This window comes from Paenibacillus sp. NPDC101420 (assembly GCF_050277435.1).
GTDB lineage: Bacteria > Bacillota > Bacilli > Paenibacillales > Paenibacillaceae > Paenibacillus_AQ.
The window spans coordinates 66808-84991 of the sequence record NZ_JBNNSE010000001.1; the positions used below are offsets into that span (position 1 = coordinate 66808).

14 protein-coding genes are annotated in these 18184 nt (G+C 43.1%); 5 read left to right on the forward strand and 9 right to left on the reverse strand.

The genetic code is table 11. The features are described from left to right. Positions 1–235 precede the first annotated feature (235 nt). Positions 236–457 carry a DUF3955 domain-containing protein gene (locus tag ACQKMP_RS00200; RefSeq protein WP_149644521.1) on the forward strand — a complete coding sequence of 74 codons (222 nt, stop codon included), beginning with the start codon at positions 236–238 and terminating at the stop codon, positions 455–457. A 103-nt stretch (positions 458–560) separates the two neighbouring features. On the opposite strand, the gene ACQKMP_RS00205 is transcribed toward ACQKMP_RS00200, so the two are convergent. Beyond that, positions 561–1454 (reverse strand): hypothetical protein, encoded by an 894-nt coding sequence (locus ACQKMP_RS00205; RefSeq protein ID WP_340969392.1) that lies wholly within the window; start codon positions 1452–1454, stop codon positions 561–563. Positions 1455–1926: 472 nt separating this feature from the next. Between ACQKMP_RS00205 and ACQKMP_RS00210 the strand changes: the two genes are divergently transcribed. Next, a complete protein-coding gene (locus ACQKMP_RS00210; RefSeq protein WP_076285732.1) occupies positions 1927–2469 on the forward strand; it encodes an RICIN domain-containing protein in 543 nt (180 codons plus the stop codon). Between the two features lie 82 nt (positions 2470–2551). Here the strand turns inward: ACQKMP_RS00210 and ACQKMP_RS00215 are convergent, their stop codons facing one another. Beyond that, a complete protein-coding gene (locus tag ACQKMP_RS00215) occupies positions 2552–4048 on the reverse strand; it encodes a glycoside hydrolase family 43 protein (RefSeq protein ID WP_427468594.1) in 1497 nt (498 codons plus the stop codon). 139 nt (positions 4049–4187) lie between these two features. On the opposite strand from ACQKMP_RS00215, the gene ACQKMP_RS00220 reads away from it, so the two are divergent. The 3 genes from ACQKMP_RS00220 to ACQKMP_RS00230 all read left to right on the forward strand — a co-directional run bounded on the left by ACQKMP_RS00220 (position 4188) and on the right by ACQKMP_RS00230 (position 6987). Then, entirely contained in the window at positions 4188–5051 is an 864-nt protein-coding gene (locus ACQKMP_RS00220; RefSeq protein WP_340969387.1) for a helix-turn-helix domain-containing protein, read from the forward strand. Positions 5052–5162: 111 nt separating this feature from the next. Next, positions 5163–6299, forward strand: coding sequence for a glycosyltransferase family 61 protein (locus tag ACQKMP_RS00225; RefSeq protein WP_427468595.1), 1137 nt, complete (start codon positions 5163–5165; stop codon positions 6297–6299). A gap of 142 nt (positions 6300–6441) precedes the next feature. Beyond that, a complete protein-coding gene (locus ACQKMP_RS00230; protein WP_339271263.1) occupies positions 6442–6987 on the forward strand; it encodes a TetR/AcrR family transcriptional regulator in 546 nt (181 codons plus the stop codon). 92 nt (positions 6988–7079) lie between these two features. Here ACQKMP_RS00230 and ACQKMP_RS00235 read toward each other — a convergent pair whose 3' ends face one another. The 7 genes from ACQKMP_RS00235 to ACQKMP_RS00265 all read right to left on the reverse strand — a co-directional run bounded on the left by ACQKMP_RS00235 (position 7080) and on the right by ACQKMP_RS00265 (position 17992). Next, positions 7080–9353: a glycoside hydrolase family 3 N-terminal domain-containing protein gene (locus tag ACQKMP_RS00235; protein WP_427468596.1), complete on the reverse strand. Its 2274-nt coding sequence runs from the start codon at positions 9351–9353 to the stop codon at positions 7080–7082. Between the two features lie 36 nt (positions 9354–9389). Further along, positions 9390–10703, reverse strand: coding sequence for an MFS transporter (locus ACQKMP_RS00240; protein ID WP_427468597.1), 1314 nt, complete (start codon positions 10701–10703; stop codon positions 9390–9392). A 167-nt stretch (positions 10704–10870) separates the two neighbouring features. Further along, entirely contained in the window at positions 10871–13402 is a 2532-nt protein-coding gene (locus ACQKMP_RS00245) for a GH39 family glycosyl hydrolase (protein WP_427468598.1), read from the reverse strand. Positions 13403–13545: 143 nt separating this feature from the next. Further along, a complete protein-coding gene (locus ACQKMP_RS00250) occupies positions 13546–15399 on the reverse strand; it encodes an ABC transporter ATP-binding protein (protein ID WP_427468599.1) in 1854 nt (617 codons plus the stop codon). Then, a complete protein-coding gene (locus ACQKMP_RS00255) occupies positions 15386–17125 on the reverse strand; it encodes an ABC transporter ATP-binding protein (RefSeq protein ID WP_427468600.1) in 1740 nt (579 codons plus the stop codon). Before ACQKMP_RS00255 ends, ACQKMP_RS00250 begins: the two co-directional genes overlap by 14 nt. A gap of 11 nt (positions 17126–17136) precedes the next feature. Then, on the reverse strand, positions 17137–17622 hold the full coding sequence (locus ACQKMP_RS00260; RefSeq protein ID WP_076285740.1) for a nitroreductase family protein: 486 nt from the start codon (positions 17620–17622) through the stop codon (positions 17137–17139). Continuing rightward, positions 17609–17992, reverse strand: a complete 384-nt coding sequence (locus tag ACQKMP_RS00265; protein ID WP_052404285.1) for a hypothetical protein — start codon at positions 17990–17992, stop codon at positions 17609–17611. Before ACQKMP_RS00265 ends, ACQKMP_RS00260 begins: the two co-directional genes overlap by 14 nt. Between the last annotated feature and the right edge of the window lie 192 nt (positions 17993–18184).

Genomic DNA, 18184 nt, shown 5'->3' on the forward strand with positions numbered 1-18184 from the left:
CCGACTCGGAGCGACCTTCTATACAAATAAAGCCTTGAGACTTACTTAAATTTGTTTAAACCAAATAATAGTCCTCACCAGCATTTATGGTCAAGTCCCCATTTTCAAATCCAATTCCAAGCACAAGTTAATTCATATGGTTTACAATAATGATATATCGAATTACAATAAATTAATATTGATTCGCGAGTGTTTTTTGTGTATTATATGATTATCAAGTAAAGGAGAATGTCATATGAAAAAGAAATATCTAATAGCCGCTTCACCATTATTATTAAGCATCATCAGTTTAATGATCTCACGTATGGTGGGTTCAAGCGTGGGACCGGATGGAATCTTGCATGAGCCGGCTTTTTTCTTAATTCCGCTTAGTTACCTATTTTTTTTCTGCAGTATTGTAGCATTCCTATTCGTAGGTCTCGGGTCAGTCCTCAATAATAGAAAAAAGATTTCGTAATAGCGTTGTATGAGGACATTAACTTTTATAGCAAAAAGAAAGAAGCCGCAATATTTCGCGGCTTCTTCTGCGTTGGATGTTCATTTTAAATTTGACATGGACTCTATAAACTCAATTTCTGCTGGAGTAAGACTACCAGTTCTTCAGCTGTATCCCAAACGATTGGACGGATATTTTTCACTTGTACAAAAAGATCATTGGCATCGCTGCTGTTCACAGTCCAAATCACTGGAATGTTCAACCCGAGCGCATATCCTGCAGTAAAATACACTTCAGGAGATTGGCCGGTTAAATCAGCGATAATCAGTTTACTCTCCTCTATAAGCTCCAAAGAATACGGTTCAAGGTTTTGCATTGACGTATGCCTTAGTAACCGTGGTATATAACCAAACTGCTCGATTTTAGGAAGCAGCTTATCCACCCACTCCGTGTGCAAATCCTCCGCATCTGACAATAGAACGATACAGGGTTTTAATTTTTTGCCTCCTGCGATTGCGGCAGCTTCATTCCATCCCTTGTCCGTCAGCTTAAAAGTCATGCCTTCCCTGATCATAAACTGCTCGTTAATCAGCTTATCTATGATATATACCAGTTCTTGCAGATTAGGCGAATACGTTAGGTTATAGCTACTGGAGAGTGGCTGAATAACAACGGATTCCCCAGGGGCTTCAGAATGTCTGTATAAGTATTGCAGTAAACGGTTTCCTTTATCTTCAATCGTCACTGGAATTTTCGAGGAATTTACAATGGATTCTAAATCGTCGGCCGATAGACTGACCTTTTCTCCGCGATCTGTCAGCTCCCGTATATAAGCCGATATCACATGAAACATATCGCGTTTCTTTGGATGCGCGAGAGAATTTATAGGCTCATAGCTGTCTCTCAATAAGTTATAGAACCCGTCAGGAGAACAATTACAGCCTAAAAATCTATCGTAATCACCTTCCGATGTAATGGATACCATCTCATCACAGAACAAGCAGTATTTCTTAATCATTACAACTCATCACCTCTTATTCATTGATATCCCCTTACCTTACCAAGAATATCTTAAAAAGTAGACAAGAAGATATTTCCTTTAGCACTGAACAAAGAAGTGAAACATCATAAATGTCCACAAAAAGACACTGACTTGTATCCGTGTCTTTTTATGGTCCGATGAGTATTTTTTTGGTTTTTGATATGCTCATTTAAAGCTGTTGATAGTATTATTTTTATATAAATAGCGAAAAAAATCATATTGACTCATTATTTGAAATTAAAGTATATTCTTAGCAAATGAACCATTATTTATTTATATTTTATGTATTTACTTTTGAGGATAGAGTCCTTTTTCAGATTCTATCGAATGACATGCAATACATTTACTGATTTAGGAGGTGATTAAGTTGAATACATAAATCTTGCTTTTAAAATGGACAGGCGGCAGTTTAAGAAATTAATTAAAATTGAAGAAGGAGTGTATTTTCATGAAACGAGTTCAAATTAGGTACGGAGTGAAAATGTTTTTGGCACTTGTGTTAGTTGTATCTGCATCGTCACTCGCACTAACTTCAACGACGCACGCTGGAGTGCCAATTCCTCTCAAAATTATCAATGAACACAGCAATAACGTGCTGTCAGTCAGCGGAGCGGATTCACAAGCAGACGGTGCGCTTATCGTACAATACATCGATCAAGGAGCAGAGTATCAAAAATGGTATCTCGAAATTGCAGAAAACGGATATTATAATTTCAGAAACATAGCTAGCGGAGATTTATTGGATGTCAACGGAGCATCTTCATCCGATGGGGCCAGTGTTATTCAATGGCCGAGCAATAACGGGTGGAACCAACAGTGGGAGCTTATTCCAACTGGTGAAAAAAACATGTATAAAATTAAAAACCGAGCCAGTGGCAAGTTATTGGATATATCGGGACAAGATAAAACCAGCGGTGCGCAGGCCATTCAATGGAGTGATAACGGGGGTCACAATCAGCACTGGTATATAGAATATATACGAAAAAATTAAGCTATTGCCAAATACAAGAAATGGCGGTGCAGGGAAACATCCCGAGCATCGCCATTTCTTAATTTAACATATTTTAGGATTGTTATTCCTTTTGATAGCGGAACCAATCATAATATGCGATTGTTCGGTTGATAGAGTAGTTATACATCCCAAAGAACACTCCGGTAAATCCGCCTGCCACTTCAGTAGAGATCAAGTGTGTCTCCGCTTCACCTAGTGGATGCCATAACTGATCTGCACCTCGATAAGAGAACAAATATTTCTCAGGTAATGCTTGAATCTTCAATTCTACGACTGTGTCTTCCAATGGAGAAGAATATTTCACATCACTTATGCTACCCACTTGTCTTCGCAGCGTAATCACATTTTCACCTTCTACCTGGGTTAGTCCGATTTCGTAGTGATACATCTGATCCATAAACACAACAAGACCCGCTTCATCACCATCTAGTGGGTTGAATTCCATTTTAGTGGAAATTTCACAATCCAAGTGACGCTGTCTACAGCCAATAAATGCAGGCGTTCCCTGTTCGCTTAATCTCACATCAGCTCCATGTAATGCTAGCCACCCTGGTCGCTCCTGCAAAGACCAATCGACTTTTTTAGCATTGCGAATAAAATTCCAGCTCATTCCTAAATCAGATGGATTAAAATCATCGGTCTCAGGCTCGTCATCCCATAGCACTGGTGGTGGAGTGTCAGCTTCCATTTCTAATCCAACAACACCGTGATCTCCAATCATCGGCCATCCATCTTCACTCCAATGGACCGGAGCAAGAAATGTCTCTCTGCCAAGATTATGTCGATATGGATATCCTACTGGTCGAATCCCTAGAAATACCGCCCACCAGCTGCCATCCTGTGCTTCTACCAGATCGCCATGTCCCGTAGCTTGTATAGGGTAATCCGAGCTCCGGTGAGTCAAAATGGGATTCCGGGGAGAGGATTCATAGGGTCCATAGGGTGATTTACTTCTTGCTATGGTTTCCATGTGTCCATATTCTGTCCCGCCTTCAGCACACATTAAATAATAGTAACCATTTATTTTATAAAGATGTGGTCCTTCAGGAAATTTACCGCCACTGCCTGTCCATATCAAACGAGAATCGCACAGCTTATGGCCCGTTTCAATATCAATCTCACATTGGTAGATTCCCATACCATCCTTGGTGCCAGTGCTTGTAAAATATACTTTTCCATCGTCAAAAAATAAGGATGGATCAATCCCTTCCTGATCCACATAAATAGGATCCGACCACTCACCTGCTGGATCCACCGTCCAAACATAGAAATGTCCACCGCTATCCTGATTTGTCGTCACCATGTAGAATCGACCATTATGATGACGAATGGTTGGTGCCCACACCCCTCCAGACACGACCGATTTATCAAATTGAAGCTGGGAATCACGTGTTAAGCAATACCCGAGCTGCTTCCAATGGACTAAATCTTTACTATGCCAAATGGGTATTCCCGGAGAGTAAGCAAATGAACTGTTTACCAAAAAGTAATCCTCGCCTACTCTGCAAATGCTTGGATCTGGATAAAAACCTGGTAATATAGGATTGTTATATTTCATGAAGCATTCTCCTTTTGTTGAACATTTGAATCTATGTCAAGGATTATACTCCACTAGCTAAACGATAAACCTTGATTATCCAGTCGTAAAATAGCATGATATAGACATTCATCTAGACATGCTTTTGGAGGGTTACGAATTGAGCGAATTTTATTTGAATTGGTTTACATCAGATCAGAAATTCCCATTCTTTATTCAATACGGCTTTCACGACAATGATACTGACCTTCATAGACATGTGGACTTTTCAGAGCTCGTAATCGTCTTGAGTGGTACTGCTACGCATATTGTGAATACCGAAGAATCATTCATCAAGAAGGGGAATGTTTTTGTAATTAACGGTTCAACCCCGCATGCTTTTAAAGATCCTCAGGATTTTAAGATCTGTAATATTATGTACAAGCCTGAAATGCTGTCTACGGCTGGACCGGATCTGCGAACTTCGAACGGCTTTCAGGCGCTGTTTGTATTGGAACCGTTGTATCGTCATAAACATGCCTACACAAGTAAACTAAGCTTGCCAATTCCCATGCTGGAGTTTGTCACTGCACTCATTGCCGGTATGATTGAAGAATATAGCCACAAGCTTCAAGGATATCAGACGTTGCTCGTCTCACGGTTTATGGAACTGGTTGTCTATTTATCAAGGCATTATGAAAAACAGGATAAAGGCAGCCAGGATAATCATCTAATACATTTGGCGAAGTCGCTCTCTTTTATGGAAGACCATTATCTTGAAACGTTGTCGCTGGATCAAATCGCCGCACACGCAGGGATATCTGTTAGACACTTAAACCGGATCTTTCGCTCTTACTATCAGACGACTCCTATCTCCTATCTCCATCGATTGCGTCTGGAACGGGCTTGCAGCTTGTTGAAGCATTCTAACTTCAGTATTACTCAGATCTCACATGAAAGCGGGTTTAGCGATAGCAATTACTTTACACGACAATTCACCAAAACCTACGGTATGTCTCCTAAGGCTTATCGGAAGAAGCTATAAAGGAACTGTTCACTCGCCCTTTTCAGAAGGAATTGTGTCGTTAAGTTCCTTGTTCCATAGAATAGCTTAATGATGTTTCTGGAGTTCTACTTGGCCAAAAGAGGTGAAACGATGAGTTTTTCTGTGAACGGGGGAGCGCCCTCTGGATATTACCGGAGTGTCTTGGAACTTGAAACAGAATGGGGACAAAAAAGAACTATCCATGAAGCTGGACAGGTTATTCCGTTTGATTTCGGTCAGGTGGCCGAGTTCACCGCTCCTAAAAGCATTGAATCGAGTATTCATCCTGCACTGACGCCTTATTGTTTACAGCCGTTTGGCGGATACTTAGCCACCATCTCGAGTGGAAGGGTATGGGGAGAATCTGGTGCTGTTCTATCTCCGGAGGGAAAGCTGATCTTTGATCTGTCACAGGAATATGACGCCGTTCAAAATAGAATGCTAGAAGCTGAGGAACACCCTGTGTTCCACCGGTGGAATGATCCAAAACTTCAATATTTAGAAGGAACCGTGGCTGTGTTGACGTTTTGCGGAAGCCATAACTATTTCCACTGGTTGTATGATGTGCTCCCTAGGCTGGCGATGCTCAAAACGAGTGGAATTCCTTATACCTCTATCATCATGAATCCAAATCCATATGGACCATTTGTGGAACAAACCTGGGCTATGCTCGGTATATCAGAGTCTTCAGTAATCCGGACAAATCCTGAAGCTTACTTTGAAGCTGATCAGCTACTTGTCCCTTCTTTGATGATGAATTCCCACTATCCCCCGTGGACCACGGATACGCTACGTAAATTATTGCTGCCTCACAGGGAATCAACACTCGCTACACCTGAGCGTATTTATATTTCTCGAAACAAAGCAAGAACCAGGCGCTTGGTTAATGAAGAGGAAGTTATACGCTGCCTTGAAGAATATAGCATTCAACCTATTTATCTTGAGGATTGGACGGTTGCCCAGCAAATCCAGTTATTCGCTTCGGCAAAGGTAATCATGGGAGCACATGGCGCTGGACTGGCCAATCTGGCTTTTTGTCAATCTGGAACACAAGTTATTGAAATTGTTCATGAACAGCATGTCGTTCCAACGTATTGGATGATCAGCAACCATAACGCTCTTGATTATTACATGATGTATGGTCAAGGCTGGCCAGATCCTGCTATTCGTTTTCCGGGATTCGAAGATATCTATGTGGATATAGATCGTCTGAAGCAGATTTTGCATTTGGCAGGTTTGAATACTTAGCCCATCGTCATTGAGCTTGTCTACGCTTCTTAAAGAGAAATTTGCGGGTTTCTGGTTTTTTAAAGCGATGTGTGTGTTTTGTTCAATACTGAACAGGTCCTATAAAAGCGTTCATTTTTTTTGAAGGTAAGGAGAAACTCAAATGTCTAAAGTGGATAGAAGGATTCTTAAATCGCAAGAAGCACTTAAGAAAGCTGTTATTGAATTGATGTCCGAGAAGAATTTTGACGACATTACCATACAGGATCTCTCCGACAAGGCAAATGTAAGTCGAGGAACCATTTATCTTCATTATCAGGATAAATATGATTTATTAGACAAGCTTATCGAGGAACATATAGAAGTTCTTAGAGTACTTTGCGAATCGGCAGCAGATTTAGATTTTATTGAGGCCACGTTGAAGTGGACGGAATACTTCGATAATCATTATTCTTTTTTCTCTATGATGCTGGCGAGCAAAGGAGCCCCTTATTTCCGTAATCGGTTCTTAACCTTTCTTCAAAAAGAGTTTAGACATGAAGTAAATGTAACGGAAGGGATAAACCACGGATTAAATGAAGAGGTTATCATTAGTTTTGTGGCATCAGCTTATGCAGGGGTTGTGGAATGGTGGTTCAAGAATGAGAAGCCTGTAACACATCAAATATTGGCTGAACAACTCGGGACTTTGTTGGAAAGGAACTTATAGCTCCACCATCGGAAAAACCGATTGATATACAAAGCACCGCCTGATAAATTCTTCAGGCGGTGCTTTGCTTTTATTTTTCCGCAGAACGGTTCTTATTTCTGGTAATTCTTCGTTCTTTCATCCTCTATAACACCATTCCAATTCATTCCAAAGGCAAAATCATATACATTTCCTTCTGAATCCGCATGACATTCCATGTCATGTGCCACATCTTCCAGCTGCTCTTCTACCGTTTGCATACCTGATGGCATTTGTACTGGGAGCAATCCCGAAGGCTCCTCGGCACCCGTTAACACCTCCATAAGTGCTTGATCCTGTAACCCAAAATTAACAAGTATAGCATCAGCCTCTCCCTCAAATTCGGCAACAACCGAAGGATTGGACAATAACATCGACACAATTACCGGTTTGTCTTTCATCAGCTTGCGAGCTTCCAGGACACGATCCAGATCGCTCTCATTATGCGTAACAACGGTTTTTCCTTTATAAGAACGGTTAAGTACATCGTTATCTCGCGCATCTCCAGCTAAGCTCTGCTCCCGAGCATGTTCCGCAGTGTACGGTCTAAATTGCAAGCTAATGGGCACATAGCCGTTACCACCTTGCTCAGAATCTTCCTGACTAAAGCCTACTCCTGATTTAGGACTGCTTATGAAGACAAGAGCAAAGTCTGCTTTTTCCGGCTGATCTGTCACATAATAATATTTAGACACAACATCCAGGTTCACTGGATATTCTGTCTTTTCCGGCGTTGGGTTGCCGAACCAATCCTTTCCTGCTGGAGTATAACGCTTCGGAACATATACGGTTTGTTTCGCTGCCAACGGCAATACCCGATTTTTGTTTTTCAGCAGCACGATCGACTTCAGCTGTGCTTCATAGCCTGATTGCATAAACTCAGGATTCCCAACAATCCGAGCGCTCTCCTCAGGCTTCAAATACGGGTTCTCGAAGAGACCCAGACGGAAAATATTAAGTAGAAGCCGAACAGCTGACCGCTCAAAGCGATTCCGCATCCATACCTCTCCATGCTCAGCTACTCCCATTCGGTATGCTTCAAGGACGGGCTCCATCTCATTATTGCCGCCGAATTGGTCAACGCCTGCCATCAAGAGCTTGTAATGCCGTTCTGCGACGGACATACCCTCTACGCCCCAAGGTTTACCACTGAGAAAGGAATCCTTACTATCTGATTCGTCTGCTGTAATGAGCCAATCCGTGCACACTACGCCATCGTAACCGTATTTCCCCCGAAGCAGGTCGTTAATAAGATAGGAATTATAAGAGTTTCCGACATTCTCCCCGTTCACTTGATCTTGATCTGTAGAAATTGTGTAATAAGGCATGACTGCTGAAGCCTGTTTGGTTGGGCCTTCCAGCTTGAAAGCCCCTTCTGTAAATGGAATAAGATGTTCATCAAAGTTAGCACCCGGATAGACAGCATATTTGCCACAAGCATAATGCGCATCCCTTCCGCCTTCCCCGGAACCACCGCCAGGCCAGTGTTTTACCATAGCGTTCACGCTGTCATATCCCCAGCCTTCGTTAATCTCCCTGTCATCTTTCGAGCTCTGGAAGCCGTCGACATAAGCCTTTGCCATGTCAGCAGATAACTTCGAATCCTCGCCAAAAGTGCCGTTAAAACGAAACCATCGTGGATCTGTAGCAATATCGATTTGAGGCGATAGCGCCGTCCCTAGACCAAGTGCACGATACTCACGTGAGGCAACTTGCCCGAAACGATAGGTGATCTTCGGATCGAAGGTTGCCGCAAGGCCCAGCGTCTCCGGCCACATGGAGATTTGTCCACCAGCTCCAGCATTAAACTCTGAGCTAGAATCTGAGCCATGGCGTGGGTCGGAGCTGTTGTTGGCTGGAATCCCAAGGCCGGTTCCTTCTGCAAATGCCTGCACCTGATTGTTCCACAGAGCAGCTATTTCTGGACTCTCCACGGTGGTCACCAGAATATGTCTCAGATGGTCCTGTGCCAGAAATGCTAATTGTTCATCGGTAAGCTCCCATGGCTTAGCTCCGCTCTCCTCATAGGATTTACCGTTATATGTTCCTGAGAACCAGCTGCTACTAAGTGCTGGGATGGATTGATGACGACTATACAGCATGAGTCCAGCAATTTGTTCAATACTCATTTGTGAAGCTAGATCTTCAGCCCGCTCTCGCGGCGTCAATCGCCAGTCCTCATATTTATCCAGCTTGCCATTACGATTCAGATCTTTGAAGAAAAGTCCGTCCTGCTCGAGAATCTGCACTCCAGAATCCGGGGAATAACCCAAGGTTGGACCGCCCTTATTGCTTACGTAAGAAATGGTATGAAGGCTTTTAGTGTTAATAGTCTCTCTCTGATTCATATGGTTTCCCTCCACTGTTTTCTTGTTTGTTTTTTCTTAGACCAGATTGGCTTTTTGTGATTGCGCTTCGACAGCTGTTAGTTCAACAGTTTGAGCTCTTTTCTCTGTTCCCACTTCTGGAAGTGGCTTCACTGCCAGCATACCGAGTATAGTGCAGACGGCAAGGAAGATGTAAAAGAAGGTCCAGCTGCCAATGCCTAACAGCACAGGAGCGATTGCTGGAACAATGGACTGAGGCAACGCATTAGCTACGTTCATAATCCCGAAGTCTTTGGCGGAATCCTCTTTACTTGGAAGAATCCGTGCAACGAGTGCCATATCTACGGCTGAGAAGCAGCCAAAGCCCAATCCGATCACTGCAGCTCCGGCAATGTAGGCCGGATAACTTGGCACAAAGGCAAACAACAGAACCCCAATAGCAATGATGAACCCTGAAACAATCAGGAATGGTTTTTGCCTACCAAATTTATCTGACAACACCCCACCGAAGATACTTGTAATTGCAACACCCACTAACATAACGATATTAATCGTAGCAACCTTTGCGGTGGCCAGCTCTTCCGTAAGTCCCATCCGGTTTACCAGCATGACTGTGAGGTATAAAGTGCTACAATATCCCATCATGATCAGGAACTTGGATACGAAAGCCCAAGAGAATTCCGGGAATTTACGTGGACTAGGAAAAATCGTACTCAGCTTCTTACCCAGCGATATTTGATTATGTGTCTTGGGAACAAGTTCTACTTTACCTTCTTTAATAATCAACGTACTGAGAAGTGGACCTATGATGCCGATTACACCTAGCAAAAGCCACTTAATTTCTGAAGAAACTGAGGTCATCACTGTCATCATGATCATCCCTACCGTCATAGCGATTGGAATAGTGAGACCGATTAATCCGGAGATTGTCCCTTGTTTCTCCTGAGGTACTTGGTCTGGAATGAGCGCTGTATAGGCTGCCATCCCTACATTGAAGAAAAATTGTGCGACTGCCCAGCTAATCATGATCTGCCAAGGCTCGTTGGCGAAACCAGTACATACCAGCGCAGCACAGCCAGCTAGTGGACCTAGGATAATCCACGTGCGCCGCCGTCCGAACGAAAGATGGGTTCGGTCACTGAGTGCACCGCCAATCGGATTTCCGATAAGAGCAAAGAATGCGCCTATTCCTGCAACCAGTCCATAGGAAGAGGTATATCCATTCGGATCCACTTCAATCATTTTAAAGGTCAGCAGCAAGGTGGCAGGTGTCATCAGTGCCAGCATCATCATGCCGTAACCAAGCAGAATACCAAAGGTCAATCTACGAAAAGGGGTGTGAACCTGCCCTTTAGTCGATGCTCCAGTCATTGTAATTCCTCCTCGTCCTTTTAGAAACCGTTTACAATTTGATTATAAAATAAACCACCTCTTGGAGGAGAGGTGGTCAATTACACACTTTTAGGTTCATTTTTAATCTAAATGAAAGCGTTTCAATATTATTCATTAAGATGAAGCTTAAAAATTGACTCATTTTCTCAAAACAATGGAGTCAGCTCAATGAGCTCTACGCTATGAGGTTCCATTCTAATGACAACAGAAAGCTCTTCACCTACTTCAAGAAGCTGAATCTGTCTACCTGGAAGAGAGGCAGCTTTTAGATAAGCAGTGTCCTCTACAGTCAGAACGGGTGGAGCCCCCATTTCTACCCACTTGTCAAAGCTGCTGCCATGTGCCCTGCTGATCGTATGGTTCACTTGCTTATATCTGCCAGATGGTAATCCAGTTAATGTGAGTTCAATTTTAAGATGCCTCTCGTTTTTGAAGCCATTATAACGACTAGTAGGTGTAATGAATGAAGTATCACCAAGCGCGTACAAATCATCAAAATGACAGTAATTATAAGCCAAAATCTGATAACCACCTCTTCCAGCCGCCACAATATAACCCTCTTCATGTGCGACTAGCCGATCCCCCAGTTTAGCGAGCATTTCATAGGCATGCATAGCGGCTTTCGGAATTCCATACTGAGCCATAAGTCCAAGACCACCATGAAATATCCGGGATGAAGCCGCCGTTTCTTCAATATTGTCACTCAGTACCCAATATCCGAACCCGCTGATACTGTCGAGATTTTCGATGATATTTTTTACGATATATGCAGCTTTATATAATGTGTCATTGGTCAGTTCACGATGAAATGCCGTTGAATTCCATTCGGTTAAATATAGCTCTTGACCATTAAGTCCCAAATCAGCGAGCAGCCCTATTTCACGCTCCAGCGATTCCTTCAAATAATCGGGGTTTGGGGACACTTTGTTGAACCCCTCTACTGTAAGTGGAGATATTTCTTTTTCACTTAATCGTTCTTTAGGCTCCCAATTTTTACTAAGCAGATCATCCATGTCCTCATGCGGATAAAAATGTAACGGGATAAAGTCTGGAAGACAACCCCGTTCTTTGCAGAAAGCGAAAAACTGTTCACAAAACGCATTGGAGTTCAGAGTAATAATTCTACCAGGAGCGCCAATCTGAAGGTTCAGAGAGATGGATTTAAGGGTCTCGAACGTTTGGGCATACAATTCGTTGTACACTTCTTCCGTCGCAGGCCAGAACAAACCATATTCCGGTTCATTCCAGAATTCAAACTTCCAGCTTTCCACCTCTTCAAGACCATATCGATTGATACAATGGCGAATAAACCGATCTACCAATTCGCACCAGCGGTCCATGGATTTAGGCGGACTCACGTAACTCTTTTCATAAAACACATGTTTACTGCTGTCTGCTGCGAGATCAAAAGGCATAAACCCCAGTTCTATAAAAGGCTTCAAACCGATCGATAACAAAAAATCAAACAACTGATCTACAAAGCGAAAATTAAAATGTGCCTGCCCTTCGTGATCCTCCCGGTACACCATCATTGAATCATCAAAAATTCCATGAAAACGCAAATAGCGAAACGGACACCGCTCTTGTACATATTTCAAATGAGCTTGTACATCACTTTGGAGTCCTTCATTTGCTTTACTAATCGTAATGATATTTTTCCAGCTATGCTGGATTTGCCGCTGAATCCTGTCTAAAGGAATACTCGCAGACAGCTGAACAACCGCATGTACGGGTTCAAGCTGGTGCGACTGACTACGCCGGAGGAATTGCCGAACAATACCCAGTGCGCTGGATTGATTAAATGCTAAGTAGCCGGAAGCAGAACCTTCCTGTTTCGCATGAGTTTGAGGCCGATATTTTTTGCGATATTCATGTGGTGTAATATGATATCGGCTTTTGAATGCAGCGTAAAAAGATTTTGCGTTTGGAAAGCCCTGCTCAAGTGCCAGCTCAGCAAGCGAATGCTCTTGATCTCTTAAAAGGGCTTCTACGGTATTTTTTAAACGAATGCTGGTTAAGTAAGTCTGGAAGTTGACCCCAATGTTCTCGCTAAAAAATTTGGACAAATACGGCACCGACAAATACTCTCGTTCTGCGATTGTCTGCAGCGACACCGGGTCTTTATAATGTTCATCTATATAAGTGATGATGCTCATCATTCGTTCCATATATTTTATATTCATCGCTTCACCGGAATTTGGCAGCTTGAACTGTTTGACCAAAACAGAGAATAACCCAAGCATACGTGCTTCCATCCCCAGTTCATAGGCTTCTCCGCCTTTGTACTTCAGCTGTACCATTTCAGCCATGAGCTGACGCATGTTATCTAAGCCATTTTGCTTCTCAGGACCGACTTCAGCAGAATAACATTCAAAGCTGATCTTCTCCACATTGTGGATATGCTGCTTAAGATAGGTTGTTGGGATTTGAAAGGTAGCGATGATATTCTGATCTAATCCGATAACTTCATGCACGTAACACTGGTTAATGAGTAGCATATCGCCTTCTTTAAGCCTATATTGACGGTTTCCGGTCGAAACCTCTAGATTGCCGGACAGCACAAAAATCAGCTCCACACTCATATGCCAGTGATTCGGCACAAAGTTGACACTATGTAAAGAAACATCAAACGGTAGTTTGCCTTCGGTCTCAAGCTGTTCATAGCTGGAATGGCTCAAATAATCACTTCCTTGTTTACATTATCTTGTAGTAGCATACAATGTAGCGTTTCGGCGGTCAATTCGATGGTCTGTGGTCACCTCGCTAACAAAAAAACACTGATCCAAGTCAGTGTTTTTTCATAAGCCATACAAATGTTTCTTTAAATCGCTCGTTTGAACTGGGTATTGTATAACTCGTAATAGGCGCCCTGCATCGCAAGAAGCTCCTCATGACTTCCTTGCTCAGCAATTCCTCCACCCTGGATCACGAGTATGCGATTGGCGTCCTGGATCGTACTAAGCCTGTGGGCGATTACAAAGCTTGTTCGACCCTTCATCAAATTCTTCATTGCTTGTTGAATGTGCATTTCCGTACGTGTGTCCACGCTACTGGTTGCTTCGTCAAGAATTAATATGGCAGGATCAGCTAAAATTGCGCGAGCAATCGTTAACAGCTGGCGCTGGCCATGACTCAGATTACTGCCTTCTGCATTGAGGAGGGTCTCGTAACCATGCGGCAATCTTTTGATAAAAGCATCCGCATTGGCTAGCTGCGCCGCTTGCTCAATCTCTTGATCGGTCGCATCGAGTCGGCCAAACCGAATATTCTCACGAATCGTTCCCGAGAATACATGCGCATCTTGCAGCACCATCCCTAGTTGACTACGAAGTGCGTTTTTATCCAGCTCTCGGATGTCGCGACCATCAATTCGTATGGAACCGCCATTCAAATCATAGAATCGGATCAGCAGGTTAACGATGGTTGTTTTACCTGCTCCTGTTGGGCCAACGAGTGCAATTTTCTCCCCAGGTTTTGCTTCAAACGTAACGCCCGACAAAATCGGGGAATCCGCATTGTAAGCAAAAGAAACGTCCTGAAAAACAACCTCCCCTGTTAATCTTGGGAGATCCTCACTTTCTTCATCCCCGTATTCGGACGGCATCTCCAAAACCTCAAACACACGCTCTGCACCGGCGATTGCAGATTGAATTAAATTGTACTGGTTAGCAAGATCAGAAATGGGTCTACCGAACTGTTTGGAATAGGTAAGGAAGCTAACGATTATACCAACCGTAGCCATGTTATGGAAAGCCATCCAGCCCCCAACCCCGGCAATGATCGCAAAACCAAGGTTATTAATCATGTTCATCACGGGTCCTACTAATCCTGATACGATTTGTGCCTTAATGCTGACCTTATTCAGTTCTCCGCTTATTTTTCGGAATCGTTTAACTTCTGACTCTTCCCTACTGTATTGTTTGACCACCTTTTGTCCGCTGATGGTTTCTTCGATGAACCCGCCAAGTTCACCTAAATGTCGCTGCTGATTTCTAAAATAAGTGCGGCTTAAACCAATGATTTTTCGACTAGCCAATAATACGAGCGGGATTGTGATTAATGAGACTACAGTCAACGGAACGTTCAGCATTAACATAATAACGAGGGAGCCGCTTAGTGTTATCAAACTATTTAACAATTGGGTTACACTCTGATTGAGTGTGCTTGATACGCTCTCTATATCGTTAGTTGCCCGGCTCATCAATTCTCCGTTAGCCCGAGTGTCAAAAAATTTAATGGGCAGCTGCTGATACTTGCTGAACAGATCACGGCGCAGCTCAAAAACAGTATTCTGCGAAACAGATGTCATGACGTATGCTTGCACCCAGGCAACTACACTGCCTAGCCCATAAATGCCAATAAGGAGTATGCAAAACCGAATAAGACCCTGATAATCGTGTGGAATAACCGCAGTATCAATCGCTTTACCGATGAGATACGGTCCGATCAATGAAAGAAGTGCATTCAACACAGTAAATACATATACAATGATTAACCCGAACCGCTGACGATTCAAATAAGTCCAGATGCGTTTAAGCGTGCTCGCTTGATTTTTGGCGCGCACGATTGGCACAGCGCCGCCGCGTCCGGGGCCAGATCCCGGTCCTATTCCTGGTCCGAATCCGCCTGGTCTATGGATAGGGGGAGTGTTCATGCCGTTGTCATGCTTTGACATAAGGAACCTCCTCCCCTTTCATCTGTGATTTCCAGATGTCTCGATAAATTTCACTGCTACTCATTAGACCATCATGTGTACCTTGTACAGCAATTCGGCCGTTTTCTAGAATTAAGATGCGGTCCGCGTCAATCACTGATGTGACACGCTGAGCAATCATTATATTAGTGCTGCTACTCAGCCGTTTTTTTAACTTTTGCCGAATTCGTGACTCAGTCGCCGCATCGAGCGCACTCGTACTGTCATCCATGATGAGAATTGTTGGCTGTATTAACAACGCCCTTGCAATCGAAAGCCGTTGCTTCTGCCCACCGGACAAGTTGATGCCTCGTTGGCCAAGCACTGTATCATAACCCTGTGGTAGCTCTAAAATAAAAGGGTGCGCTTCAGCAGCTTTTGCTGCTTGTTCCACTTCTTCATCCGTAGCCTCCGGTCTGCCATATCGGATATTATCACGGATTGTTCCGCTGAACAGAATGGCTTGCTGCATAACGTAACCGATCTTGCGACGTAAATGTTCCAAAGAAATTTGCCGAGTGTCGGAACCATCAATTGTGATTGATCCAGAAGAAACATCGTAAAGGCGTGGAATGAGGCTCACCAAGGTTGATTTACCAGCGCCTGTGGCTCCAAGGATGGCTACAGTTTCACCTGGCTCAGCAGTGAAATTGATGCCATCTAACACGAGGTTCTCATCCGCAGGATCATAGGCAAAGGAAACGTTGTCAAATACAATTCGACCGTTTAGTATCGTATCTTTTTTAGATTCGGTTACGTCTGTAATCTCGCTGATCGTAGAAAACACTTCATTCTCCCGATCTGCGGAGACCTTTGCACGCGAGAAGAATGTGAGCATATTGCTCAACATCAGCATAGACATCAACAATTGGGTGATATAGTTAATGAAGGCAATTAGCTGACCGACCGGCAGCGAGCCGTTCCAGCTCTGCAGCCCACCAAACCAAAGAACAGCTACGATACTGACATTGAGCACAAGCATCATGAGCGGCATATTTAACGACATTAATCGCACCGCTTTTATCGCAGTTTCTGTGTAATCCTTGTTAGCTGTATTAAATCGTTTCTGTTCATGCTTAGCACGGACGAAGGCTTTGACTACACGGATACCCGATAAATTTTCCTGTAATACTGTGTTGACGCCGTCTAATTTGACCTGCATTTTCTCGAACAAAGGGAAAGAAAGTCGAATCAACCCATATAATATTGCAACCAGCAATGGCACGGCAACGACAAGGATAAGGGTCAGCGAAGGACTAATCCGTATAGCCATTATCAAGCTGCCGATTAATAGCAATGGAGAGCGAATATTCCGCAAAATCATCTGAACAAAGGTTTGTAGCTGTACCACATCATTTGTTAGACGAGTAATCAATGAACCCGTCTTCAATTGATCCAGATTCTTGTTTGAGAATTTCTGAATATGTTCAAACAGGTTAATCCGTAAATCATTCCCGAAATTTTGTGAGGCGATACTCGAAAAAACGGTGCAGCCCACCCCACCAATTAGACCGACAAATGCTACTCCAAGCATGGTCAATCCCGTCGAATAAATATGTGATAAATCTTTCGTCATAATCCCATGATCCACAATGCTCGCCATTAGTGTAGGTTGAAGCAAATCCATAAACACTTCGAGCATCATCATAAGTGGTGCTAACACAGACCACAACCAATATGGCCTTAAGTAACTCTTAAGTTTCCACATTCCATCACCTTTTAAGATAAATATGTGATTTTTGATTTCATCGGTGTTCTTGGCTTAGCATTTGGAACTTCCTCCGGATATCCAATGCCAAATAGTCCAATCACATCGTAATCTTGCGGAACACCTAGAATTTCACGATTATGAGGTAAAGCACCTAAAGAAGCCCAATAGGCTCCAACTCCCACTTCATGTGCAGCTAATAAGAAGTTCTGTGCGAAACATGCGGCAGCCATAACATTCTCATCACGTTCAAACGCTGTTGCACCAGGTTTAGATAAGATAGCAAGAACGACAGGAGCGCTTCCAAAATTCGTCTTATGCTTTAATTTAGCTCTAGTCTCAGGCCCGATAAATAGGAGTTCCCAAGGTTCGTTCATACGATGGTTTGGAGCATAACTAGCTGCTTCCAGCCAATTCAATAAATCATCCTCATGAATCGAATCCGCCTTAAATTGCTTAATACTTCTACGGGTTTTTATAAGATCAATGGTTTTCATTTTTTTGATCATTCTCCTCTTTTTTAATTTCGCCAACAGTCTTATCTTCCGGCGTTACTTCATGAATCTGAAAAATATGGATAAACTCTTCAATGATCGCTTCCGTTGCCTTCAATTCACCGCTAATCACTTGCTTAATCGAATCCAGCTCCGGTGTTTGCAGCTGCCGCTGTAAAGTGGCTCGATTCACATTCAGCTTTTCCAAAAATGCTAGAGCTCTGCCGCGACGAAAAGTTTGAGCACTTTTTGGGGGACCATCCATAGAATCCATCCCATGTCTGCTCATATGCTCGCGATCTCTATGCTCTCCACGGTCTTTGTGTTCCCCATGTTCTCTATGACCGCGTTTTCCGAAATGTCCATCACGCATATTTACTCCTCCTTTTTTGTATACATATGTATACGATTCGATTATGTATACAAATGTATACGATTCGTTTATGTATACAAATGTATACGAGATGATCTAATCCTGTCAAGTTTTATTTTTCCATTTTGTAACATCAGCATTATTCATTTCTGAATCCCAACAAACAACAAAAAAACCCGCGTAAAGCGCAGG